Annotated in this window: 25 protein-coding genes; 14 read left to right on the top strand and 11 right to left on the bottom strand. The window is 68.3% G+C overall.

Annotated features, from left to right (window positions below; translation table 11 throughout):
- Positions 1 to 62: 62 nt before the first annotated feature.
- Together EJK15_RS28920 and EJK15_RS28915 are read right to left on the bottom strand one after the other, a co-directional pair.
- On the bottom strand, positions 63 to 1,220 hold the full coding sequence (locus tag EJK15_RS28920) for a hypothetical protein (protein WP_138713631.1): 1,158 nt from the start codon (positions 1,218 to 1,220) through the stop codon (positions 63 to 65).
- A complete protein-coding gene (locus tag EJK15_RS28915; RefSeq protein WP_138713630.1) occupies positions 1,210 to 2,310 on the bottom strand; it encodes a helix-turn-helix domain-containing protein in 1,101 nt (366 codons plus the stop codon). The genes EJK15_RS28920 and EJK15_RS28915 overlap by 11 nt, the downstream gene beginning before the upstream one ends.
- 189 nt (positions 2,311 to 2,499) lie before the next feature.
- Between EJK15_RS28915 and EJK15_RS28910 the strand changes: the two genes are divergently transcribed.
- Positions 2,500 to 2,709, top strand: coding sequence for a hypothetical protein (locus EJK15_RS28910; protein ID WP_171074589.1), 210 nt, complete (start codon positions 2,500 to 2,502; stop codon positions 2,707 to 2,709).
- Positions 2,710 to 2,718: 9 nt separating this feature from the next.
- On the opposite strand, the gene EJK15_RS28905 is transcribed toward EJK15_RS28910, so the two are convergent.
- Genes EJK15_RS28905 through EJK15_RS28895 form a run of 3 tightly spaced genes read right to left on the bottom strand, consistent with a single transcriptional unit; the run spans position 2,719 to position 5,538 of the window.
- Complete coding sequence (locus EJK15_RS28905) at positions 2,719 to 3,285, bottom strand: GNAT family N-acetyltransferase (protein WP_138713628.1); 567 nt, start codon at positions 3,283 to 3,285, stop codon at positions 2,719 to 2,721.
- Positions 3,282 to 4,454 carry a hypothetical protein gene (locus EJK15_RS28900; RefSeq protein WP_138713627.1) on the bottom strand — a complete coding sequence of 391 codons (1,173 nt, stop codon included), beginning with the start codon at positions 4,452 to 4,454 and terminating at the stop codon, positions 3,282 to 3,284. Before EJK15_RS28900 ends, EJK15_RS28905 begins: the two co-directional genes overlap by 4 nt.
- Positions 4,444 to 5,538 (bottom strand): helix-turn-helix domain-containing protein, encoded by a 1,095-nt coding sequence (locus EJK15_RS28895; protein WP_138713626.1) that lies wholly within the window; start codon positions 5,536 to 5,538, stop codon positions 4,444 to 4,446. The genes EJK15_RS28900 and EJK15_RS28895 overlap by 11 nt, the downstream gene beginning before the upstream one ends.
- A gap of 582 nt (positions 5,539 to 6,120) precedes the next feature.
- Between EJK15_RS28895 and EJK15_RS28890 the strand changes: the two genes are divergently transcribed.
- Both EJK15_RS28890 and EJK15_RS28885 read left to right on the top strand, forming a co-directional pair.
- A complete protein-coding gene (locus EJK15_RS28890; protein ID WP_138713625.1) occupies positions 6,121 to 6,312 on the top strand; it encodes a hypothetical protein in 192 nt (63 codons plus the stop codon).
- Between the two features lie 156 nt (positions 6,313 to 6,468).
- Positions 6,469 to 6,846, top strand: coding sequence for an STAS domain-containing protein (locus EJK15_RS28885; protein WP_138713624.1), 378 nt, complete (start codon positions 6,469 to 6,471; stop codon positions 6,844 to 6,846).
- A 76-nt stretch (positions 6,847 to 6,922) separates the two neighbouring features.
- On the opposite strand, the gene EJK15_RS28880 is transcribed toward EJK15_RS28885, so the two are convergent.
- From EJK15_RS28880 to EJK15_RS28870, 3 genes are all read right to left on the bottom strand, one after another.
- The gene (locus EJK15_RS28880; RefSeq protein ID WP_138713623.1) at positions 6,923 to 7,456 is read right to left on the bottom strand and encodes a hypothetical protein; all 534 of its coding nucleotides are present in this window, start codon (positions 7,454 to 7,456) and stop codon (positions 6,923 to 6,925) included.
- Between the two features lie 143 nt (positions 7,457 to 7,599).
- The gene (locus EJK15_RS28875) at positions 7,600 to 8,169 is read right to left on the bottom strand and encodes a nicotinamidase (protein ID WP_138713622.1); all 570 of its coding nucleotides are present in this window, start codon (positions 8,167 to 8,169) and stop codon (positions 7,600 to 7,602) included.
- A gap of 15 nt (positions 8,170 to 8,184) precedes the next feature.
- Entirely contained in the window at positions 8,185 to 9,468 is a 1,284-nt protein-coding gene (locus EJK15_RS28870) for a nicotinate phosphoribosyltransferase (protein WP_420847097.1), read from the bottom strand.
- Positions 9,469 to 9,514: 46 nt separating this feature from the next.
- On the opposite strand from EJK15_RS28870, the gene clpS reads away from it, so the two are divergent.
- From clpS to EJK15_RS28845, 5 genes are all read left to right on the top strand, one after another.
- The gene (gene clpS, locus EJK15_RS28865) at positions 9,515 to 9,808 is read left to right on the top strand and encodes an ATP-dependent Clp protease adapter ClpS (RefSeq protein ID WP_138673129.1); all 294 of its coding nucleotides are present in this window, start codon (positions 9,515 to 9,517) and stop codon (positions 9,806 to 9,808) included.
- Between the two features lie 19 nt (positions 9,809 to 9,827).
- A complete protein-coding gene (locus EJK15_RS28860) occupies positions 9,828 to 10,352 on the top strand; it encodes a DUF2017 domain-containing protein (protein ID WP_138713620.1) in 525 nt (174 codons plus the stop codon).
- Positions 10,353 to 10,361: 9 nt separating this feature from the next.
- A complete protein-coding gene (locus EJK15_RS28855) occupies positions 10,362 to 10,763 on the top strand; it encodes a M67 family metallopeptidase (RefSeq protein ID WP_138713619.1) in 402 nt (133 codons plus the stop codon).
- A gap of 144 nt (positions 10,764 to 10,907) precedes the next feature.
- A complete protein-coding gene (locus tag EJK15_RS28850; RefSeq protein WP_138713618.1) occupies positions 10,908 to 11,183 on the top strand; it encodes a MoaD/ThiS family protein in 276 nt (91 codons plus the stop codon).
- A 1-nt stretch (position 11,184) separates the two neighbouring features.
- Positions 11,185 to 12,132 (top strand): PLP-dependent cysteine synthase family protein, encoded by a 948-nt coding sequence (locus tag EJK15_RS28845; RefSeq protein ID WP_138713617.1) that lies wholly within the window; start codon positions 11,185 to 11,187, stop codon positions 12,130 to 12,132.
- Between the two features lie 45 nt (positions 12,133 to 12,177).
- Here EJK15_RS28845 and EJK15_RS28840 read toward each other — a convergent pair whose 3' ends face one another.
- Positions 12,178 to 14,031: a DUF3352 domain-containing protein gene (locus EJK15_RS28840; protein WP_138713616.1), complete on the bottom strand. Its 1,854-nt coding sequence runs from the start codon at positions 14,029 to 14,031 to the stop codon at positions 12,178 to 12,180.
- 168 nt (positions 14,032 to 14,199) lie between these two features.
- On the opposite strand from EJK15_RS28840, the gene EJK15_RS28835 reads away from it, so the two are divergent.
- From EJK15_RS28835 to EJK15_RS28825, 3 genes are all read left to right on the top strand, one after another.
- Entirely contained in the window at positions 14,200 to 14,991 is a 792-nt protein-coding gene (locus EJK15_RS28835) for a thioesterase family protein (protein ID WP_138713615.1), read from the top strand.
- A 102-nt stretch (positions 14,992 to 15,093) separates the two neighbouring features.
- The gene (gene murI, locus EJK15_RS28830) at positions 15,094 to 15,918 is read left to right on the top strand and encodes a glutamate racemase (protein WP_138713614.1); all 825 of its coding nucleotides are present in this window, start codon (positions 15,094 to 15,096) and stop codon (positions 15,916 to 15,918) included.
- On the top strand, positions 15,915 to 16,667 hold the full coding sequence (locus EJK15_RS28825) for an MBL fold metallo-hydrolase (protein WP_138713613.1): 753 nt from the start codon (positions 15,915 to 15,917) through the stop codon (positions 16,665 to 16,667). Before murI ends, EJK15_RS28825 begins: the two co-directional genes overlap by 4 nt.
- Here the strand turns inward: EJK15_RS28825 and EJK15_RS28820 are convergent.
- Complete coding sequence (locus EJK15_RS28820; protein ID WP_240777274.1) at positions 16,652 to 17,803, bottom strand: MFS transporter; 1,152 nt, start codon at positions 17,801 to 17,803, stop codon at positions 16,652 to 16,654. The two genes, EJK15_RS28825 and EJK15_RS28820, sit on opposite strands and share 16 nt — an antisense overlap.
- 155 nt (positions 17,804 to 17,958) lie before the next feature.
- Here EJK15_RS28820 and rph point away from each other — a divergent pair, with 155 nt between their 5' ends.
- Genes rph through EJK15_RS28805 form a run of 3 tightly spaced genes read left to right on the top strand, consistent with a single transcriptional unit; the run spans position 17,959 to position 21,009 of the window.
- On the top strand, positions 17,959 to 18,678 hold the full coding sequence (gene rph, locus EJK15_RS28815; protein WP_138713611.1) for a ribonuclease PH: 720 nt from the start codon (positions 17,959 to 17,961) through the stop codon (positions 18,676 to 18,678).
- Positions 18,675 to 19,265 (top strand): RdgB/HAM1 family non-canonical purine NTP pyrophosphatase, encoded by a 591-nt coding sequence (rdgB, locus tag EJK15_RS28810; RefSeq protein ID WP_138713610.1) that lies wholly within the window; start codon positions 18,675 to 18,677, stop codon positions 19,263 to 19,265. The genes rph and rdgB overlap by 4 nt, the downstream gene beginning before the upstream one ends.
- A gap of 58 nt (positions 19,266 to 19,323) precedes the next feature.
- Entirely contained in the window at positions 19,324 to 21,009 is a 1,686-nt protein-coding gene (locus tag EJK15_RS28805) for a molybdopterin-dependent oxidoreductase (protein WP_138713609.1), read from the top strand.
- 43 nt (positions 21,010 to 21,052) lie between these two features.
- Here EJK15_RS28805 and EJK15_RS28800 read toward each other — a convergent pair whose 3' ends face one another.
- On the bottom strand, positions 21,053 to 21,547 hold the full coding sequence (locus EJK15_RS28800) for a hypothetical protein (RefSeq protein WP_138713608.1): 495 nt from the start codon (positions 21,545 to 21,547) through the stop codon (positions 21,053 to 21,055).
- Positions 21,548 to 21,567: the final 20 nt, after the last annotated feature.

The raw sequence follows: 21,567 nt of genomic DNA, 5'->3' as shown, positions 1-21,567 counted from the left end.
ATTTCTGAGCGCCCCACGCACAACAAGTTCCCGTATGGGTCTTTCGTGAATCCCTGGGCAATTTACAGCAGGGATTTCCAATTGAGCTGGTTCGCGCCAGTCTTAACCAGGCGTTTCACTGCCTGGGATACGTCGGATCCGCCCCTCCGGATCTTGTCGAGGTGCCTGCGCCACGCCTCGCGATCTTCCGCCCAGGCCTTGATGTAGGCGACGCAGAACTCGGGCTCGATGCGGTGGAGCCGGCCGAGGGCGGCCACCAGGGATGCCTTCATGGCGTGGCGATCCAGTTCGGAGTCGGCCGGCAGGCCACGTACGTTGCGGAGCACTTCCTCGATGAAGGCCCTGCGTTTGTCGAGGAAACCGATCCAGTAGTCGGCGTGTGCGGCGGACTGCCAGTCCGTGGACTGCCCGTCGTCGAGAAGCCAGTAGACGCCTTCGGCGAGCACGTCGCCGAACTCCTGGTCGCGCGCCCGGACGGGCCGGTCGTAAGGGTTGTACGACCGCTGCCGCACCTCGCCCGTCACCGCGAGCATGCGCAGCGACTTGTCGTCCAGCAGGTAGAACCAGTCCTCGTTGTAGATGTTGGGGAAGAAGGAGGGATTGCGCGTGGTCTCGACCGCCAGGGCGCCACCCCCGATGAACGAGTCCTGGGCTCCGCCGGTCGCCCGGTGGGCATGGCAGACCACCGAGTTGTCGGGGAACCCGCCGATCCGCATGCCCACCATGTCATAGATGTCCAGCAGCGACGCGGCCCGCCTGACCTCCTCGTGCCCGCTGACCTCAATATCGTCGTCCAGGAACACGATGCGCCGCCAGTTCATCAGGCGGGCCAGCAGCAGGCCGAGGTTCCGTTTGGGCGCGAGGTCCGTCCCGCGCTCGAACAGGGTGCCCTTCAGCAGGGCCGTGGTCGCGAAGTACGGCAGGTTCAGCCGGTCCACCTCGCCGATGTCGATCATGACGTAGCGCACCTCGGCCGGCATCGCCGCGCTCGCGAGCGCGGCGCCGCTCCAATTGCCGCTGTGCAGGGTCACGAGGGGGCAGTCCAGGTCGGTGGCCAGGTTGATCGCGTGCTCGAGCCAGCGCGGATGGCGGATGGTGGGCACCACGATCGCGTCGACCCTCGCGGAGCGCGCCGGTTCGAGCCGGGTCTCGACGGCCAGGTGACGGTGGGAGCCGTGGTGGTGCTCGGTCTGGGCAGGCGGTCCCGTCTCAGGACGCATCGGCGGGCTCCGGCCACTCGTTCAGCCGGAACGCGTCCGCGGTCCAATCGGGCGTGACGACGACGCCGCCCCTGATCCTGACGCGCGTGAGGATGCTGTACGCCTTCGCGTCGCCGAAACGCGCACGCACGAACGCGGCGTTCCTGTGGCGGAACCGCTCGTCGGTCAGCGCTCGCACGGCACCGTAGACGCCCCTGGCGTACATGCCATTGCAGATGGTCAGTGTGCGCTTGATGTTGTAGGGATTCTCGCCGCGGTAGAAGAACGCGACGTCCTCCAGCAAGTGCCGGCTGTCGCCGGACTTCTGGGTGACGGTGTAGTGCCTGCGCGGCGGGCCGTCGCCCTGGTCGACCTCGAAGTACGGCCCCTTTTCCCCGGCCCAGTCGGCCACCTGCCGTACGGGCATCTCGATCTCTTCCAGCATGGCCCTGGTGATCTCGTTGTAGTCCACCCCGCCGAGCAGCACCACATGCGTGGTGAGGTCGTCCGATTCGATGTCCTCGGCGGCGGTCAAGGTGACCAGGCTGTGGGGGTTCACGGCGCGCAGATGCCCGTGCAACTCGAACAGGGAGTCGAGGTCCGAATACTTGTACAGATCGACGTAGTCGCCGGACTCCGGGCTCGGGTGCGGGATCTTCGCGCGGTAATCTTCCGGCGCCTGCGAGCAGATGATCGTGATCGGCTTGCGGTCGTCGAAGTGCCAGGGGTCATCGAGGAATGCCTCACGGCGCGCCACGGCCTCTCCCCCGGAGATCTCGGCGCCGCTCTGAGAGCGTAATGCCGCCTTGCGCAGCCGGCTCAGTTCGTCCAGCAGCATGCGGTATTGGTCGTGCTCTTCCGCGGTCAGCTCCGACAACGGGAGAACCCGGGCCTCGCCGTTGGCGATCGACCGTTTGGTCGCGAAGAACGCCGCGTACTTCTCGAGCCTGGCCAGCGGCGGGATCTTGGGGCCGCGGGTCGACTCCCAGGACGAGATCAGCGGGACGCTCACCTCCACGGCGTCACGGAGCTGGGCCTGAGTGACCCGCACGTCAGGCCATCGGCCATTGCGGAGCTCGCGCAGCCGGCGTGCCAGCGCGTATTCGTTCACGGCTCATCCCAACGTCGTCGGTCATGCGCATGAAGGGCCTCTTCTTCAGCATGGCCGAGGTCTGGAAATCCGGCAGCTGGTCCATGTCGTCGATGTCGATTGCGATGTACCGGACGCCTGGCGGCCTTCCGAGTGCTGCGCCAGCGGCGACACCAGGTGACAGCCGGGCGCGCCCGCGAGCCGGGTCGAGTGCTCCAGCCAGCGCGGACGCCGACTGGTCGGGCCGATGACGGCGTCGAGAGCGCCGCCCATCTCCGGTCACGGTTCGGCGACATCGAGTCGTACGGCACCCTCATCCGGGTGAGGTCGGCGGGCGCCGACATCGTCACCGCCGACTGGACGCGCGATGCCTTCCTGCCACACGAGTGGCCCCAGCACGCCGATCACGACGGAATGTGAGGGGAACCCTCACGACGTGCCCCATCGTCCCGGGCGGTCCTCCTCGAGGCGCCTGACCATGATCCGGCATACTTCCGGGAGGACTTCGCGACTGCCGTCCGCGTGATACACGACCGCCGTCGTGGCCACCTCCCCATGGGGCCACTCCTCGTAGCCCTGACGCTTGTACAGCCGCTGCGCGTCATCGTTGTCCAGCCTCACCCCGAGGGCGACCCGCTTGCGCCCGGCCGCGTAGAGACTGTCTTCGGCCGCCCGCAGGAGCTTCGTTCCGATTCCGAGGTTCCGTAGCCTAGGAACGACCTCGAGATGCGTGATCAACGCGACACCCCGCAGGTGCGTGCGCAGCTCCGGCTCCTCGGCCGGAGCCAGCCAGACGTAGACATCCCCCACCGCGACGCCCCGCTGCCAGGCGACGAGCAGGAACCCGTGCCCGGCGTCCTGCCGCTTCAGGCTCACGGTGAAATACTCCTCCTGCCCGAGTGACCGGACGAGGGCCGGGAGATCCTCAGGAGCCGCTGGGCGGATGTCGCATCCGTTCACGTGCGACAGAGTCCCGTCGGCGCTTTCGCGAGTCAAGCGTTGCTCCTAACCGAGCATTGCCAGCGCAACGGCGGTGTGCTGCCCTTGGCCAGCCATTTCACCGATGCGGCTGTATCGAAGAGCTGCGGAATCGTGACCAAGTGATCGGCCCATCTGCGGCGGTCTTCCACCCAGGCGTTGATGTAGTCGACGCACAATGATGGTTCTATCGTGGCCAGTCGCCCGAGAGCGGCCAGCAGGGATGCCTCCATGGCCCTGGCAACGGGCCGCTGAGCTGCCGGTAACCGCCTGACCCGGCATAGGACGTCCTCGATGAAGATCCGGCGTTTGCGTAAGAAACCGGCCCAGTGCTGCGGGTCGGTCACGGTCTCCTTGATCGGGCCACCCCCTGCGCCGTCGAGGATCCAGTAGACGCCTTCCGCCAGCACGTCGCCGAACTCCTGATCCCGTGCGCGAGCAGGGCGGTCGAAAGGATCGTACTCGCGTTGCCGCACCGTCCCCGTCACCGCGAGCCGGCGCAGCGAGGTCTCGTCCAGCAGGTAGAACCAGTCATCGTTGTAGACGTTGGGGAAGAACGAAGGATTCCGGGTGGTCTCGACGGCGAGGGCGCCCCCTCCCACGAACGAATCCTGCTGTCCTCCCGTCCTCTTGTGCGCGTGGCACACGACCGAGTTGTCCGGGAAGCCGCCGATGTGCATGCCCACCGCGTCATAGGCGTTGAGAAGAGCGGCGGTGCGTCCGACATCCTCGTGGCTGCCGACCGCGATGTCGTCGTCCAGGAAGACGATGCGTCCCCAGCCCATCAGCCGGGCCAGAATCAGACCCGTGTTGCGTTTCGCGCTCAGGTCGGCTGTGCGCGCGAACCGTGTGGCTCGCAGCAGAGCCGTCGTTGAGAAATCCGGAAGGTTGAGCCGGCGCACGTCGTCGATGTCGATCGCGACGAAGCGCACGTCTGGCGGCATCAACCTGGCCGCGACCCGCGCGCTGCTCCACTGGTGACTGTGCAAGGTGACGAGCACGCAACCCAGCGCCGACGCCAGGCGCGCGGCCTGCGCTAGCCTGCGCGGATGGTGGATCGTGGGCACGACAATGGCATCCACGGATTCGACCGCGTCCGGAACGGATCGCCAAGGGAACGCGGCGATGAGGTGCTGGTGCGAACCGTGATGATGCTCTGTCGTGATCACGCCTGTTTCAGCCACCATCAATGGGCTCCGGCCATTCGTGAAGTCGGTAGGAGTCGAGAGTCCAGTCGGGTGTGAGAGCCATCCTGCCTTCCATGCTGACGCGGGTGAGGATGCTGTACGGCGTGGCGGTGCCGAATCGCTCGCGCAGGTACGCCCTGTTCCTGTCGCGAAAGAGCTCGTCGGTCAGCGCCCGGACCACTCCGTGCACTCCTCTGGCGTACATTCCGTTGCAGATGGTCAGGGTGCTCTTGACGTTGAAGGGATTGATGCCGCGATAGAAGAAGCCGATGTCCTCGACTAATTCCAGCTTACCGTCGGATTCCCTGGTGGCAGGGTAGTATCTGCGCGCGCGGCCACTCTCGTCGACTTCGAAATAGGCCCCATTCTCGCCGTCCCAGTCGGCCACTTGGCGCACCGGCAGCTCGATTCTCCGGAGCATGGAAACGGTGATCTTGTTGTAGTCCACCCCGCCAAGCAGCACGAGATGGGTCGACAGGTCGTCTCTGCGCAAATCTCCTGCGGCGCACAGGTTGACCCGGCTGCCCGGGTTCGCTTCGCGGAGGTGCCCGTGCAGGTCGAACAGCGAGTCCAGGTCGGAGTACTTGTAGAGCTCGATGTAGTCGAGTACATCAGGGGAGGCGTATGGAATCCGGTCCAGGTGATCTTCGGGGACCTCGGAGCAGATGATCGTGATCGGCCGGCCGTCGGGGAAATGCCAGGGATCCTCGGATGCGGCGTCCTGGGGCTGGCGTGCTTGCGCGCTGGGGCCGGCGGGCTGAGAGCGTAACACCGCCATGCGCAGCCGGGTCAGCTCGTCCAGTAGCGTGCGATATCGCCGACGCTCATCCGGGGTCAGCTCGGACAGCGGGAGCAGGCGCTCCCTGTTGTCGGCGATCGACCGTTCGGTGGCGAAAAAGGCCGCGTACATGTCGAGTCTGTGCGCGGGTGGGATCGTGAGCTGGCGCGTCGCTTCCCAGGATGAGATCAGTGAGACGCTGATCCCCATGGCCCTGTGCAACTGCTTCTGGGTGATCCGCATGTCCGGCCAGTGGCGCTCGCGCAGCTCACGCAGCCGGCGCGCCAGTGCCTGGGGATCGTCCACATCTGTTCACGCCTCCAGACCTGTACTTCAGATCTTCAGTTAACATCGCCCGGATATCCGCGTCGAGGGAGCGCCGTCATTCACCTCTCCGAGCCTCCCGCGGGCGCCTCCGATCCACCTGGGGAGCGGGCAGGTGGGGACGCGTTTCAACCTCCCGGACCCGTGTGCCCGGGTTCAGTGGACCCGGCTGAAGTTCAGCAGGATCGATGGTCCTTCAGGACCCATGCCGTGGTGGCCGACGCCGATTCGTCGCGAGGCGGAATCTGGATCTCCAGATCTGGATTTTCTGGTCCGGGTTTCTGAACTTCGGCGGGCTTCAGTAAAGGGCATTGACAATGCATTCAAGCTGTATTTTCACATGAAATAGTCGGCATAGAGAATCGGTGCTTGTCCGGAGTGTCGTGCGATCGCACAATGAGGTGACCGGATATAAACGGAAACTCCGTCCGGCTGGAAAGTGCAGGCACCTCATGGCGGGGTCATCGTCGGTGCGGTGCCGGCACAAGCGGGGTTTTCGGCAGAGCGTCTCTTCGCATTAGGGAATTGCTTATGACGAATCCAGCCCTGCACCTCTTGGTGGCAATGCCGAATTCGACCGACACCGGGAACCTGACCCTCTTCATCCTGGCGGTTCTGATCGCGCTGGTCGTCGCGGCGATCCGTGGGATGGCCCGGCGAACGCACGTCATCATGGTGATCAGCGGCACGAGCGTCCTGCTCGTGATCCTCTCCGTTCTGGTCCTCGCCTACCTGATCACCTTCGGACCGGGCTGAGGCGGCCAGCGCGCGCGGCGCGTCGCCCCCAGCGCTGCGCGCGTCCGGCCCGTCCTATGCCGATTGGACACAGAGCAGTGGCCTTCTGTTAGAAGCTCTGTGGAACCGGCAACAACACTCTTGGCTTGTCTGGAGATGCGCAGAAGGACTTCGCCCATGTCAGCTGGGGCCAATGGGAAGTCGACGCTCAGCGTCACGTCAGGCCTCTCTCGAAACGCCGTCATCATCAGGCTTGAAGGAGAGCTCGACGTCAACGCGCTACCCGTGCTGCGCGAGCACCTGCAGCACGTCTGGGAGCTGCCCCCGCAGCCCTTCCTCATCCTGGACCTCGGCGAGGTGGCGTTCTGCGACTCGATGGGGATGAACGAACTCGTCAGCGTCCTGCAGCGGTGCGAGGCCCGGGGGACCAGGCTGCTCCTCGGAGGGGTCCAGGGAGTCATGGCCAGGGTGCTGTCGATCACCGGGCTGCGGCACGCGTTCGAGGTCTTCGCCAAGTTCGACGACGCGCTGCGGCTGGCGGTGGCCACCTCCTAGGCAGCCGCCCCAGGGGGCCCGGCGCACACAGGGAGCCGGGCCAGGTCGCCGGCGTGTAGGTGTCCAGGTCGGCAGGCTAGGCCGCCGGGGCCGGGATTCGGCGGCCGGTGCGGCCGTCTACCGGGATTCGGCCGGTTTTTTCCGGCAACGGGACCGTGACTGCGGCGGTATCGCCCTGGACGCGTACGGGAAGTGTGAGCGCGACATCGCGGCCCACGGTGAGCATGGTCTTGCGACGGCCCGGACTCGGGCCCGCGCGCAGCCAGATCAGCAGCCGCCGGCCCTCGGTGCGGACGGTGACCTCGGCCGTCTCGCATTCGCGGGCGGCCGCGGCCCAGGTCAGGACGAGAGCCTTGCCGACCTCCGCGGAGCGGGGCGCCGGGGTGCGCTCGTCACAGGTGGGTGTGGGAGGCGGTGACACGTCGTGGACGACGACGGAGTGGTCGGCGACGTGTTGCTGGATGACGGTGTCCATCACGATCGTGCCGCCCTCCAGCAGCGCCAGGGTCACGATCGCGCCGACGCGCTCGGCGGTGTTGCCCTTGAGGAGGAGCCACAGGCTGAGAGGAGCGAGGAGCAGCCAGGCCACACCTAAAGAGAGGGCCAGCATGGAGAACCTCCTGCGACGAGGACGACGTATCACTCTCCGTACTACTCCGGCTTCGGAGAGGGTTCGCCCTCTTGGATATCACATCACCTCGGCGTTGCACACTGTGTACTAAGCGTGATCAAGCCGCGGGAGGGCCGGGCCGATCAGCCGACCGCGGGCGCCCCACGCAGGGTGGCGCCTGCCGCCTTCAGCTCCGCCATCGCCGCCTCCGCCGTGGCCGGGGTGACTCCGGCCGTGAGGTCCAGCAGGACCCGCACCGCCAGCCCGTTCTTGACCGCGTCCAGCGCCGTGGCGCGTACGCAGTAGTCCGTGGCGATGCCCACCACGTCCACCTGGTGCACCCCGCGATCCCTGAGCCACTCCGCCAGCGAGACCCCGTCGCCGGACGTGCCCTCGAAGCCGCTGTACGCCGCCGTGTAGGCGCCCTTGCTGAAGAGCTCCTCCACCTCGGACACGTCGAACGACGGATGGAAGTCCGCCCCCGGTGTGCCGGCCACGCAGTGGGGCGGCCAGGTGGAGGCGTAGTCGGGAGTGTCCGAGAAGTGGTTACCGGGGGAGATGTGGTAGTCGCGGGTGGCCACCACGTGGTCGTAGCCGTGGTCCGCCACGTGGCGGGTGATCGCCGCCGCCACTTCGGACCCGCCGGCCACAGGGAGGCTGCCACCCTCGCAGAAGTCGTTCTGCACATCGACGATGATCAACGCGGTGCCCATACTCAGCACCATACGTCAGGCGAACTCCGTGGGAACCGCCGCATACCCCCTGCCCAGGTGGAGGGCCTCCAGCGGGAGCGCGGTGACGGCCAGGGCGTGGCGTTCGCGGGCGGCGGACAGGGGCTCCCTGCCGACGACCTCGCCGTCGCGGACGAGCTCGTGCAGGAGGGGGATGCCGCCCTCAGGGACCAGGCCGCCGGTGGTGATCAGCTCGGTCTCGATGTGGCCGGCGTCGTCCAGCAGCCGGTACGCCTCCTTGCGGCCGCCGCGCGAGGGCTTGCCCACCGAACGCTTGGCCACGGCCTCCAGCTTCCCGGTGGCCGTCTCCCGGGCCACCAGCTTGTACACCAGCGCCGCCGTCGGCACCCCGGACCCGGTCACCAGCGAGGTGCCCACGCCGTAGCCGTCCACGGGCGCGACGGCCAGCGCGGCGATGGCGTACTCGTCCAGGTCCGAGGTGACCAGGATCCGGGTGTTGAACGCGCCGAGCGCGTCCAGCTGCTCGCGCACCTCCTGCGCCGCGGCCGCCAGGTCGCCCGAGTCGATGCGGACCGCACCGAGCTTGGGCCCGGCCAGCTCCACCGCCGTGCGGACGGCCTCCGGCACGTCGTAGGTGTCCACCAGCAGGGTCGTCTCGGGGCCGAACGAGGCGATCTGGGCCTCGAACGCCGCCCGCTCCGAGTCGTGCAGCAACGTGAACGCGTGCGCCGCCGTGCCGGCCGTGGGGACGCCGTACACGCGCCCGGCCATCAGGTTGGAGGTCGAGGCGAACCCGGCGATGTACGCGGCCCGCGCGGCGGCCACGGCCGCGCTCTCGTGCGTGCGCCGGGAGCCCATCTCGATGATCGGCCGATTGCCCGCGGCGTTGGTCATGCGGGAGGCGGCGGAGGCCATCGCGCAGTCATGGTTCAGGATCGACAGCGTCAAGGTCTCCAGAACCACGGTCTCGGCGAAGGTGCCTTCGACGATCATGATGGGGGAGCCGGGGAAGTAGACATCGCCCTCGCGGTAGCCGTAGACGCTCCCGGAGAACCGGTAATCGGCGAGGAACGCCAGAGTGGCCTCGTCCACGACCTGGTGCTCGCGCAAATAGGTGAGTTCCTCCTCACCGAAACGGAAGCGTTCAAGCTCGTCCAGGACACGTCCCGTGCCGGCGACAACCCCGTAACGCCGCCCGCCCGGCAGGTGCCTGGCGAACACCTCGAAGACCGCGCGCCGGTGCGCCGCGCCGCTCTGGAGAGCCGCCTGCAGCATCGTCAGCTCATAGTGATCTGTGAGCAACGCAGTGCTCATGGTCATTGTCACGACTCGAAGACTACGGCCCAGATAGGGCAGACTCGGGGATGTGGGTAGCACCGCTCCAATCACCGTCGAGCGTCCGTCATCGGACGTCCGGCCCGATCTGCCATGGGTGACCATCGTCTGGAATGACCCGGTCAACCTCATGTCCTACGTGACCTATGTTTTCCAAACGGTCTTCGGCTACACCAAGGAGAAGGCCGAGAAGCTGATGATGGACGTACACCACAAGGGCAAGGCTGTAGTGTCCAGCGGCACGCGCGAAGAGATGGAACGCGATGTGCAGATTCTCCACTCCTACGGCCTGTGGGCGACGCTCCAGCCGGATTCGGTCAAATGAGGCACATGAAGAGGTGCGGGTGAGTTCGGGGTTCTCGCCGGGCAAGGGTGGCGGAGTCGTCACGCGGTTCGAGGCCGCCGAGGTCTCGCTGCTGCGCTCGCTCGTGTCGATGCTGCTCGGCCTCGTGTCGCCGGGGCAGACCAGCGACGACCCGCTGGAGCGGGCGCTGGGCATCGGGGCGACCGAGGCGCCGACGGACCCGGTGCTGGCGCGCCTGTTCCCAACGGCGTACGAGGACGAGGAGGATGCCTCGGAGTTCCGCCGCTACACCGAGGCCACGCTGCGCGACGGCAAGCGGGCCGACGCGCAGACGGTCTACGACACGGCCAGATCGGGACGCTCCGAGCTCACGGCCGAGCAGGCCCAGGCGTGGCTGCGCGCGCTCAACGACCTGCGCCTCACGCTCGGCGTCAAGCTGGAGGTGACCGAGGAGATCCACGATGAGATCGCCATGATGTCCGAGGACGATCCCAGATATCCGGCCTTCGTCACCTATGACTGGCTGACCTACCTACAGGACAGCCTGGTCCGGGCCCTCTGGTAATTTCCGGGCATGCTGTCGATCGCGCAGGAACTGGCGGACAAGATCGTCGCCCATGCCCGGGCCGACCACCCCGACGAGGCGTGCGGTGTGATCGCGGGCAAGAACGGCGTACCCGAGCGGTTCATCCCGATGGAGAACGCCGAGCGCTCGCCCACCTTCTACCGCTTCGACTCGATGGAGCAGCTGCGTGTCTGGCGCGAGATGGACGACCGCGACGAGGAGCCCGTCGTGATCTACCATTCCCACACCGCCACCGAGGCGTACCCGTCGCGCACCGACGTGTCCTACGCCTCCGAGCCCAACGCGCACTACGTCCTGGTCTCGACCAGGGACGAGGACAAGGTGGAGTTCCGCTCCTACCAGATCCTCGACGGTGAGATCACCGAGGAAGAGGTAAGATTTCTCCCATGATGGTCCGGCCGGTGCAGAGCTTCCTCTTCGCACACACTCCGGCTGTCGTCGTCTACGACTGTCGTCGTTGAGCCTGGAATCCCCTTTCAGCCGTCGGCGTTGCTGCCGATGGGACGACGACATGACATGAGGAGACTGACCGCGATGGCCATCGAGGTTCGCATTCCGACCATTCTGCGCAACTACACCGACGGTGCGAAGGCCGTGAACGCCGAGGGCGCCACCCTCGACGAGCTGATCACCAATCTGGAGTCCCGCCACCCGGGCATCAAGGACCGCCTCATCGACAACGGTGGTGGCCTGCGCCGTTTCGTCAACGTCTACCTGAACGACGAAGACGTGCGCTTCCTCGGCGGTCTCGGCACGCCCGTGTCCGACGGCGACACCGTGACCGTCCTCCCAGCCGTCGCCGGTGGGTGACATGCGTTTCGAATCGCTGATCGACTCGGTGGGCCGCACGCCGCTGGTCGGCCTGCCGAGACTGTCGCCGTCCGCCGACGTGCGGGTGTGGGCCAAGCTGGAAGACCGCAACCCGACCGGCTCGATCAAGGACAGGCCCGCGCTCTGGATGGTCGAGCAGGCCGAGAAGGACGGCCTGCTCACGCCCGGCTGCACGATCCTGGAGCCCACCAGCGGCAACACCGGCATCTCACTCGCCATGTCGGCCAAGCTCAAGGGCTACAAGCTGATCTGCGTCATGCCGGAGAACACCTCCGACGAGCGGCGCCAGCTCCTGCGCATGTGGGGCGCGGAGATCATCTCCTCCCCGGCGGCCGGCGGCTCGAACGAGGCCGTACGCGTCGCCAAGGAGCTGGCGGCCCAGAATCCCTCCTGGGTGATGCTCTACCAGTACGGCAACCCGGCCAACTGGCGCTCCCACTACGAGACCACGGGTCCCGAGATTCTCGACGACCTGCCCACCATCACCCACTTCGTGGCCGGGCTCGGCACGACGGGGACGCTGATGGGCGTGGGCCGGTTCCTGCGCGAGCAGGTGCCCGGCGTGCAGATAGTCGCCGCCGAGCCGCGCTACGGAGAGCTGGTCTACGGGCTGCGCAACGTGGACGAGGGGTTCATCCCCGAGCTCTACGACGAGTCCGTGCTGACCACCCGCTTCTCGGTCGGCTCCGCGGACGCGCTGCGGCGCACCCGCGAGCTGCTCACCACCGAGGGCATCTTCGCCGGGGTCTCGACCGGGGCCGCGCTGCACGCGGCGCTGGGCGTGGCCAGGAAGGCGGTCAAGGCGGGGGAGCGGGCCGACGTCGCGTTCGTGGTGGCCGACGGCGGCTGGAAATACCTGTCCACGGGCGCCTACGAGGGCACCCTGGAAGAGGCGGAAGAGCGCCTCGAAGGCCAGCTCTGGGCTTGAGCACACGAAAAGGGCGGCCGGTTCGGCCGCCCTTTCGCGTTCGGGTCAGTTGAACAGGAGCCGCAGCGAGAACGTCGCCTCGGTGTCGGTCTGCTTGCCGCTCATCCCGACGGCCCGCAGCACCTGCGCGTTGGCCTTCTCGTCGCCCTGCATGGACTTGAGGTAGAGGTTCTCGACCTTGTCCAGGTCAACGAAGATCGCGTACGTCGCCTCGCCCGCGTCCGGGATCGCCGTCTGGAACGTCTCGGAGTCGCCCAGCGTGCCTTCCTCGGCCAGCTTCTTGGCGTACTCGTCCGTCGTCGCCACCGTGAAGACGCCGTCGCCGGCGACCTTGGCGATCTGCGGAGCGGGCTGGCCGCTTGCGGTCATCGCCTGCTGGATCTTGTCGAGGATGGCCTGCGCCTTGGCCGGGTCGGTGGCGACGCGCACGCCGCCCTTGATCTGGTTGGTGTCCAGGCCCTCGCTGTCCACCGCGATCGTGAAGTTCTTGCCGAGGACCGTGGCCAGGTCGGCGGGGAGTTCGAGGCCGTACATGGTCTTGGCCTGCTCGATCAGCTGCTTGATCTCCGCGGCCCCGGCCGCCGAGGCCTGCTTCTCGATCTCGGACCACTGCTTGGTGACGACCTGGTCGAGGCCGGAGATCGACAGGGCGCCGGCCGTGGTCGCGGGCAGGGTGCCCAGGTTGGCGTTGGGCAGGTCGCTCTGGGGCGCCATGCCCTTGGCCCCGCGCACCGTGCCGGCGAGCTCGACGTAGGCGCTGTCGAAGCGCAGGGCGCCGGCGAACCTGGCGTCCTTGATCTGCTCGAGGCTCGCCGCCTGCTCGGCGGGGATCTCCTTCTTGGCCAGCTCCATGAGGCCGCCCATGTCGGCCCAGAACGACAGCACGCCCTGCTCGCCGACCGCGCCCATGTCCTCGTTGAACTCGGCGTTGTCGGCCAGGCTGCCCTCGGCCTTCGCGTACTTGTCGGCCAGCGCCTGGGTGGTGGTGAGGAGCGCGTAGTCATCGCGGAAGGCGATGCCGTACTTGTCGCCGTCCATCAGCTTGGCGATGCCGGCCTTGGCCTGCTCTTCGTCCTTGACCTGGACGGCCACCGCGAAGTCGGGCTCGTCCTTGCCGGACGGGACGGCGGCGAAGCCGACCCTGCTGCCCAGCCACGGGTCGACGTCCTTGGCGAAGTCGACCTTGCTGTCGGAGTCCTTGTTGATCGTGTCGAACAGCGCCTTGCGCGGGTCCTCGCCGGAGAAGGAGTCCTTGGTGACCGTGAACTTCCTGGCCAGCTGGAACAGCGCCAGCTTCTGGTTGGCGGCCGGGTCCAGGTCGAGGCGGGCGTAGGCGATGGAGTCGGCGGGCAGGACCTCGTCCGGCTGCGTGCCGCCGCCGCCGATGGCGCCCACGGCCCACACCGCGCCGCCGCCGAGCAGGATCACCGCGAGCGCCGCGGCGGCCGCGATCACCCAGCCCTTGCGGCCCTTCTTGGCCGGCGGACCGTGGCCCTCGGGGCCCTGCTGCTGCCAGCCCTGCTGCGCATACGGGTCATGCTGCTGCCAGCCACCCTGTAACTGCTCCTGCTGCCAGGCACCCTGCTGCGGTTGCTGTTCCTGCTGCCAGGCACCCTGCTGCGGTTGTTGCTGCTGCCAGCCGCCTTGATCCTGCTGCTGGTAATTCGGCTGGCTCGGCTGCCCGTACGGCGCGCCGTAGGAGGGCTGCTGCCCATACGCCGGCTGCGGGTTGTACGGCTGCTGCTGGCCATAAGACCCCTGCTGCCCCTGCGAGGGCTGCTGCTGGCCATGGGGCTGCTGCTGGTAGGGCTGCTGCGGCGGGTACGGCTGCCCCTGGTTCCAGTTGTACGCCGTGGTCCGGTCAGGATCCTGGCCATCGGGGGGATTGTTAGCAGACATCACTCAACTCACAAAGTGGACTTTTGACCACTGAGAAGGTAACGGATGTTGCTTGTCAGGCGCTTGCAATGTGCTGAAGTCGAATCAGACCCGGCAGGTGGCCCGCTGGGCGCGGCCCGTAGAGTATGGGGCTCTAGAACATAGTTCCAAATTTTGAGGCGGGAGCGGATGACCAAGTTTGACGAGGCCACGCAGGCGATCAAGGTCGACGACGGCACGTACGACGTCTGCCTCGACCCGGGATACCAGATCGGCGGCCCGCTCAACGGCGGCTACCTCATGGCCGTGATCCTGCGTGCGGCGGTGGACGCCTCGCCGTTCGAGCACCCGGTGAGCACGACCGCGCAGTTCCTCAAGGCGCCGATCGCCGGTCCTGCCCAGGTCGTGGTGGAGCCGCTCAAGGCGGGCAGGACGGCCGCGTTCGCCAGGGCCAGGCTCGTGCAAGACGGTGTGGCGCAGATCGAGAGCTTGATCACGACGGCCACGCTGCACGACGTCGAGCCGATGTATGCCGAAAAATCGGCGTACGGCATGCCGAGCCTTGAGGACTGCGCCAAGCTCCCTGACCCCAAGCCCGAGTCGGGCATGAACCTGAACGCCCAGATGGAGCTGCTCTTCGATCCGCCCACGATCGGCTGGCTGACCGGCGACCCCACCGGCAGGCCCGAGTCGCGGGCGTACTTCAGGATGGCCGAGCCCCAGGACCCGGACCCGTACGTGCTGGCGCTGGCCGTGGACGCGCTGCCGCCCGTGGTGTTCTCGGCGGGGGCGCGCGGCTGGGCGCCGACCGTGGACCTCACCTGGCACCTGCGCGCGCTGCCCGCGCCCGGCTGGCTCACGCTGCTCGGCAGCGGCCGGCTGGTCTCCGACGGCTGGTTCGACGAGGAGGTCGAGGTACGTGACTCCGCCGGCCGCCTGGTCGCTCAGTCGCGCCAGCTCGCCAGGGTCGGCAGAGGCTGACGGGCCTGCGTGTGACCAAGACAACACCGCATCATGCTCACGAGTCGCACCTGTGAGCATTCTTACGCAGTGTTGATCGTGCAGGTCGCCTACCCTCTAAGCGTGCCGGACACGAGTATTGGGATCTTCGACAGCGGAGTCGGCGGCTTGACGGTCGCCCGAGCGATCATCGACCAGCTGCCCCACGAATCGATCACCTATGTGGCCGACACGGCCCGCCAGCCGTACGGGCCGAAACGCATCGCGGAGGTCCGCGCCTACGCCCTGGAGGTGATGGACCACCTCGTCGAGCAGGACGTCAAGATGCTCGTGATCGCGTGCAACAGCGCCAGTGCCGCCGTGCTGCGCGACGCCCGCGAGCGCTATGACGTGCCGGTCGTCGAGGTGATCCAGCCCGCCACCAGGCGCGCGGTGCGGGCCACCCGCACCGGGAAGGTCGGCGTGATCGCCACCAGGGCCACCATCGACTCCATGGCCTATCACGACGCCTTCACCGCGGCCCCCGACGTGCAGCTCACCGGCGTGGCCGCCCCACGCCTGGTGGAGTACGTCGAACGAGGCGAGACGATGAGCGACGAGCTCATCGAGGTCGTGCGCGACTACCTGGAACCCGTCAGGGCCGCCGGGTGCGACACTCTCATCCTCGGCTGCACCCACTATCCGCTCCTCGCCGGCGCGATCTCCTACATCGCCGGTGACGAGGTCACGCTGGTCTCCAGCGCGGACGAGACGGCCAAGGACGTCTACCGGATCCTGCATGACCGCGATCTGGCGGCGGGGAGCGGGGCCACCCCCCGGCACCGCTTCCGCGCCACCGGCGACTCCCTGCTCTTCGCCCGGCTCGGGCGACGCTTCCTGGGCCCGGAGATCGATGTGGTCGAACTCGCTCCAGTGGGGGGTACTACCTCTAACGGGAGGCCCACATGAAGGTGACCATCGTCGGATGCTCAGGGAGCTACCCGGGGCCCGACAGCCCAGCGTCCTGCTACCTCCTCGAAGCGGACGGTTTCAGGATGCTGCTCGATCTCGGCAATGGATCGCTCGGGGCGCTCCAACGCCACATCGGCCTGTACGACGTGGACGCGATCTGCCTGTCCCATTTGCACGCCGACCACTGTCTTGACCTTTGCTCCTATCACGTGGCGCGGACGTACGGGCCCGCGGCGCCGTACCCGGCCGTGCCCGTTTACGCGCCCGCCGACGCCCCGTCCCGGCTGGCGGCCGCGTACGGCATGCCGGACGAGCCAGGGCTGGAGACCGCGTTCGACTTCGTTCCGCTGGCGCCCGGCTCGTTCGAGATCGGGCCGTTCACCCTCACCGCGGGGCTGGTCAACCACCCGGTCGAGGCGTACGGCTTCCGCGTCGCCAACGGCAAGAGGTCCGTGGCCTACTCCGGCGACACCGGCGAGTGCGACGAGCTGGTGAAGCTGGCCTCGGGCGCCGACCTCCTGCTGTGCGAGGCCTCCTTCGTCGAGCAGCCCGGCCTGCCCGTCGACCTGCACCTGACCGGCCGCCAGGCAGCCGAGCACGCCGCCAAGGCGGATGTCGGCCGCCTCGTGCTCACCCACCTCGTCCCCTGGAACGACCAGGCGACCGTCCTCAGCGACGCCTCCAGGGGCGGCTACGACGGTCCTGTCGAGCTGGCCCGCAGCGGCGCGGTCTATGACCTGGCCTGAACCTCGGTGAAGTCACGCATGCGTGGCAACGGCGAGAACAGCAGCGGCAGGAACGCCAGCAGCCTGCCCGCCATGAGCACCCACAGCGTCTGACGTACGCCGACCTGCTGGGCGACGAGGCCGCCGAGCAGCGCGCCCAGCGGCATGGTGCCCCAGACCACGAACCTCACCGAGGCGTTGACCCTGCCGAGCATGTGCTCCGGGGTCACCGTCTGCCGGTAGGTGATCTGGCCCACGTTCGTCAGCGCGGCGCTCCACGACAACATGATCGAGGTGATCGCGAAGCACACCACCCGCCAGTCGGCCTGCGTCATCGGCAGCAGCAGGCCGAAGGGCGCGCCCACCGTGACGGCCAGCCAGGTCATCCTGGCCGTGCCGTACCTCCTGGACAGCCAGCCGCCGGTCAGGCCACCGATCAGCCCGCCGATCCCGCCTGACATGAGCAGCAGGCCGATGAGGCCCGGCGCCAGCTTGACCTCCTCGGCCAGGAACAGCACCGACAGGCCGAGCACCCCGCTGATGCAGAGGTTGTTCATCGCCGACGACGCCACGAACATGCGCAGCAGCCGGTCGCGCCACAGATATGTGAGCCCCACCCTGATCCCGCGCAGGAGCGGCGAGCCCTCGGTGTCCGCGGGCGGCTTGTCCGGCGCCTTGATCGAGCCCAGGAAGAGCACCGAGGCGAGCGCGCCCAGCGCGGTGGCGGTCAGCGTGCGCGACGCCCCGAGCAGCTGCACCAGCGCGCCCCCCACACCCGGCCCCGCCAGGAACGATCCCGACCGGACGATCTCCAGCTTCGCGTTGCCGTCGCTGAGTTGCCGGTTGCTGATCAGGTCGGGCAGGTACGTCTGGTCCGCCACGTCGTTGAAAACCTGCGCCAGCCCCATGAGCAGTGCCACCGCGAACATCATCCCGATCGACAGGACCCCCAGCTCGGCCGCCACCGGGATACTGGCCAGCAGCACGAACCTGATCAGGTCGGCCGCCATCATCACGCGGCGCCGGCGCATCCTGTCCACCCACACCCCCGTGGGCAAGCCGATCACGAGGAACGCGATCGTCTGCAGCGACGCCAGCAGGCCGACCTCCGCCGGTCCGGCGTGCAGCACCAGCACGGCCACCAGCGGAAGCGCCACGCGTGAGATATTGGCCCCGAGTTCGTTGGCGACATGCGAGCTGAGGAACCGGAGGAAGTCAGGGTTACGCAACACCCCCGTTGTCATTGCGTCAGGATCCATGTGTCGGACACATTTGGTCAAGAGCGTTGTGGCGCGGAGATAGGGTGATCTGTATGTCCCGACAGGATGGCCGCAACCCTGACCAGCTTCGTCCCATTACCATCACGAGGCAATGGCTGACTCACGCCGAAGGCTCCGTGCTGGTCGAATTCGGTGGCACCAGGGTGTTGTGCGCGGCGTCGGTGCAGGACAGTGTGCCGCGCTGGCGAAGAGGCAGCGGGCAGGGCTGGGTTACAGCCGAATACGCCATGCTTCCGCGGGCGACCAATACCCGTAACGATCGTGAATCGGTCCGCGGCAAAATCGGTGGCAGGACGCACGAGATTTCGCGGTTGATCGGGCGTTCGCTCCGTGCGTGTGTCGATTACAAAGCGTTGGGCGAAAACTCCATTCTGCTCGACTGCGACGTGCTGCAGGCCGACGGCGGCACCAGGACCGCCGCCATCACCGGCGCCTACGTGGCGCTGGCCGACGCCGTCGCCTGGATGCGTGAGCGCCGGATGTGCCCCGGTGACCCGCTGATCGGCTCGGTCTCGGCCGTCTCCGTCGGCGTGGTGGGGACGGTGCCGATGCTCGACCTCTGCTACACCGAGGACGTCGCCGCCGAGACCGACATGAACGTCGTCATGACCGGCGAGGGCAGCTTCGTCGAGGTGCAGGGCACCGCCGAGGGCGCCCCGTTCGACCGGGGCGTGCTCGACCAGCTCCTCGATCTGGCCCTGGCAGGCTGTGAGGAGCTCACGCTGATCCAGCAGGAGGCCCTGGGCTCGTGAAGATCGTGCTGGCCACTCGCAACGCGGGCAAGATCGCTGAGCTGCGCCGCATCCTGTCCGGGTTCGACATCGTCGGGCTCGAGGAGTTCCCCTCGATCGGCGAGGTCGCCGAGACCGGTGTCACGTTCGAGGAGAACGCCCTGCTCAAGGCGCACGCCGTCGCGAAGGGCTCCGGCCTGCCCGCGGTCGCCGACGACTCCGGGCTCTGCGTCGACGTGCTCAACGGCATGCCGGGCGTCTTCTCCGCCCGCTGGTCGGGGCGGCACGGCGACGACGGGGCCAACCTCGACCTGCTGCTCGCGCAGCTCTCCGACGTGCCCGCGGACCGGCTGACCGCTTACTTCACCTGCGCCGCCGCGCTGGCGCTGCCCTCCGGCAAGTCTCGCGTGGTCGAGGGCGTGCTGCCGGGCCGCCTCGTCACCACGCCGCGCGGGTCCAACGGCTTCGGCTACGACCCGATCTTCGTGCCCGACGGCGACGTCCGCACCACGGCCGAGATGTCGCCGGACGAGAAGGACGCCATCAGCCACCGGGGCCGGGCCTTCCGGGCGCTGGCGCCGGTCGTGCGCGAACTGCTGGCCTCGTAACCACAGCGTAAGAACCAGGTGGCGGCGGCGGACGTACGTTCGTACTGTGCAGAGGAATATGACAGTGCCCGCCTGGGCGGGCGCCCTGGCGGGATTGGTGTCCGGCGGCGTGGCCCTCGGGATCGCGCAGCTCGTGGCCGGGTTCGTCGGACCCGAGACGTTTCCCGTGGTGGCCGTGGGCGATGCGACGGTCGATCTCACGCCTGCCCCGGTCAAGGACTGGGCGATCAGGACATTCGGCGAGAACGACAAGGCGGTCCTCCTCGGGGGCGTGCTGGTGGTGCTGGCCGGGATCGCGGCGCTCATCGGAGTGCTGGCCAGGCGCCGGCTCGCCTACGGTGTCGCGGGGCTGGCCGCGTTCGGGGCGGTGGGGGTGTTCGCGGTGCTCACCCGGCCGGACGCCGGGGGGATCCTGGACACGCTGCCGACCCTGGCGGGCGCGGCGGCCGGCGCCTGGGCGCTCTCCTGGCTGGTACGCCGGGCCGCGGGCGTACGCGGCTCCCGCACGACGGCCGCCTCATCGCGTACGGGCGAACACAGCTCCCAGACGACGGCCTCTGAGGGCGGCGGCGCCGGTCCGGACGGTCCGGACGGCGCGGCCGAGCGGGACCGGCTGGTGGAGCTGGACCGCAGAGCCGAGCGGCCGGCCGTGATGCGGAGCGGGGCGGACCTGCGCGCGTTCGATCGGCGGCGGTTGCTGACCGGGGTCGCCGGCGGCGTGGTGGTGGCGGGGGCGGCCACGGTGCTCGGGCGGCAGTTCGGCGGGCGGCAGGCGGTGGACACCGCGCGGGCGGGGGTGGCATTGCCCAGGCCCGCGACCCCAGCCAAGCCCATCCCCACGGGTGCGAACCTCGGCATCAACGGCCTGTCCCCGTTCATCACGCCGAATCAGGACTTCTACGAGGTGCACACCGCGCTCGTCCTTCCACAGGTCGATCCCCGCGAATGGAAGCTGCGCATCCACGGCCTGGTCGACCGGCCCGTCGAGATCACCTACGCCGACCTGCTGAGGATGCCGCTCACCGAGGCCGACGTCACGCTCACCTGCGTCTCCAACGAGGTCGGCGGCGGACTCGTCGGCAACGCCCGCTGGCTGGGCGTGCGCATGGCCGACGTCCTGCGCCAGGCGGGCCTCCGGGCGGACGCCGACATGCTGCTGTCCACGTCCGCCGACGGCTTCACCTGCGGCACCCCGGCCGACGTGGTCATGGACGGGCGCGACGCGCTGTTCGCGGTGGCGATGAACGGCGAGGTCCTCTCCGTGAACCACGGCTTCCCGGTGCGCCAGGTGGTGCCCGGCCTGTACGGGTACGTGTCGGCCACCAAGTGGGTGGTGGACATCAAGGTGACCAGGTTCGACAGGGACGAGGCGTACTGGACGCCGCGCGGCTGGTCGGCCAAGGGGCCCATCAAGGTCCAGTCGCGCATCGACGTGCCCAAGTCCGGGGACTCGCTGAAGGCCGGGCGTACCACGATCGCCGGGGTGGCGTGGGCGCAGCACACCGGGATCGACGCGGTGGAGGTGCGGGTCGATCGCGGGGAGTGGCGGCAGGCGCGGCTGGCCGAGGTGCCCGGACCCGACACCTGGCGGCAGTGGTCGATCGACTGGGACGCCACCGCCGGGGAGCATATGCTCCAGGTACGGGCGACCGACGCCGCTGGGCGTACCCAGACCGAGCAGGAGGCACCGCCCGCGCCCGACGGCGCGACCGGCTGGCACACCCTCACCGTGCGGGTGGCCTAGCGCGCGGGCCTTCGAGTCCGCTCTCCACGTACCGAGGGCCGACCTACCGGCGCACGTGCAGGCGTACAAGCGTGGGGGTCTCGTCGTCGCGGACCTCGCGGCGGATCTTGCCGACGATGTCCTGATCCAGCTTGCCCACCACCGCTCCCACATCGGCCGCCGCCGGGCAGGTCAGGCCGATGCGCACGCCGTCCTCGCCGACCCGCACCCCCGCGCGGCCCAGGCCCTCCACGCTCTTGAGGCCGACGAACAGCATCGCGGTGGCCGTGCCGTTGCGGGTGCCGCGGCGGCCCCAGCCCAGGCAGAGCAGCAGCCAGCGGAGTGCGAGCAGGGAAAGCAGAAGCAGGACCAGGGCCAAGGTCCACAGCGGCCAGGGCTCGGCGGCGAGGGCGCGGGCCGTCTGGGGCGGGAGGATCTTGGCGTTCGGCGGCAGGCCGAAGAGGCGGTCGTGGCCGCGCAGCCAGGCGTACGACCCCAGGCCAAGCAGCATGCCGCCGACGACGGCCAGGCCGATGCGATTGCCGGCGTACTGCCGCATCACAGTCCCCTTCCGATCCG

Source organism: Nonomuraea basaltis (assembly GCF_005893125.1).
Lineage (GTDB): Bacteria > Actinomycetota > Actinomycetes > Streptosporangiales > Streptosporangiaceae > Nonomuraea > Nonomuraea basaltis.
The sequence above is the reverse complement of the archived record's forward strand: the minus strand, read 5'-3'. Positions and strand labels throughout refer to the sequence as shown.

Coding starts and splice junctions, on each gene's coding strand:
- EJK15_RS28920 (WP_138713631.1), bottom strand. CDS start 1,220: ATGCGTCCTGAGACGGGACCGCCTGCCCAGACCGAGCACCACCACGGC.
- EJK15_RS28900 (WP_138713627.1), bottom strand. CDS start 4,454: ATGGTGGCTGAAACAGGCGTGATCACGACAGAGCATCATCACGGTTCG.
- EJK15_RS28890 (WP_138713625.1), top strand. CDS start 6,121: ATGCCGAATTCGACCGACACCGGGAACCTGACCCTCTTCATCCTGGCG.
- EJK15_RS28885 (WP_138713624.1), top strand. CDS start 6,469: ATGTCAGCTGGGGCCAATGGGAAGTCGACGCTCAGCGTCACGTCAGGC.
- EJK15_RS28880 (WP_138713623.1), bottom strand. CDS start 7,456: ATGCTGGCCCTCTCTTTAGGTGTGGCCTGGCTGCTCCTCGCTCCTCTC.
- EJK15_RS28875 (WP_138713622.1), bottom strand. CDS start 8,169: ATGGGCACCGCGTTGATCATCGTCGATGTGCAGAACGACTTCTGCGAG.
- EJK15_RS28870 (WP_420847097.1), bottom strand. CDS start 9,468: ATGACCATGAGCACTGCGTTGCTCACAGATCACTATGAGCTGACGATG.
- EJK15_RS28855 (WP_138713619.1), top strand. CDS start 10,362: ATGCTGTCGATCGCGCAGGAACTGGCGGACAAGATCGTCGCCCATGCC.
- EJK15_RS28850 (WP_138713618.1), top strand. CDS start 10,908: ATGGCCATCGAGGTTCGCATTCCGACCATTCTGCGCAACTACACCGAC.
- EJK15_RS28845 (WP_138713617.1), top strand. CDS start 11,185: ATGCGTTTCGAATCGCTGATCGACTCGGTGGGCCGCACGCCGCTGGTC.
- EJK15_RS28840 (WP_138713616.1), bottom strand. CDS start 14,031: ATGTCTGCTAACAATCCCCCCGATGGCCAGGATCCTGACCGGACCACG.
- EJK15_RS28835 (WP_138713615.1), top strand. CDS start 14,200: ATGACCAAGTTTGACGAGGCCACGCAGGCGATCAAGGTCGACGACGGC.
- EJK15_RS28825 (WP_138713613.1), top strand. CDS start 15,915: ATGAAGGTGACCATCGTCGGATGCTCAGGGAGCTACCCGGGGCCCGAC.
- rph (WP_138713611.1), top strand. CDS start 17,959: ATGTCCCGACAGGATGGCCGCAACCCTGACCAGCTTCGTCCCATTACC.
- EJK15_RS28805 (WP_138713609.1), top strand. CDS start 19,324: ATGACAGTGCCCGCCTGGGCGGGCGCCCTGGCGGGATTGGTGTCCGGC.
- EJK15_RS28800 (WP_138713608.1), bottom strand. CDS start 21,547: ATGCGGCAGTACGCCGGCAATCGCATCGGCCTGGCCGTCGTCGGCGGC.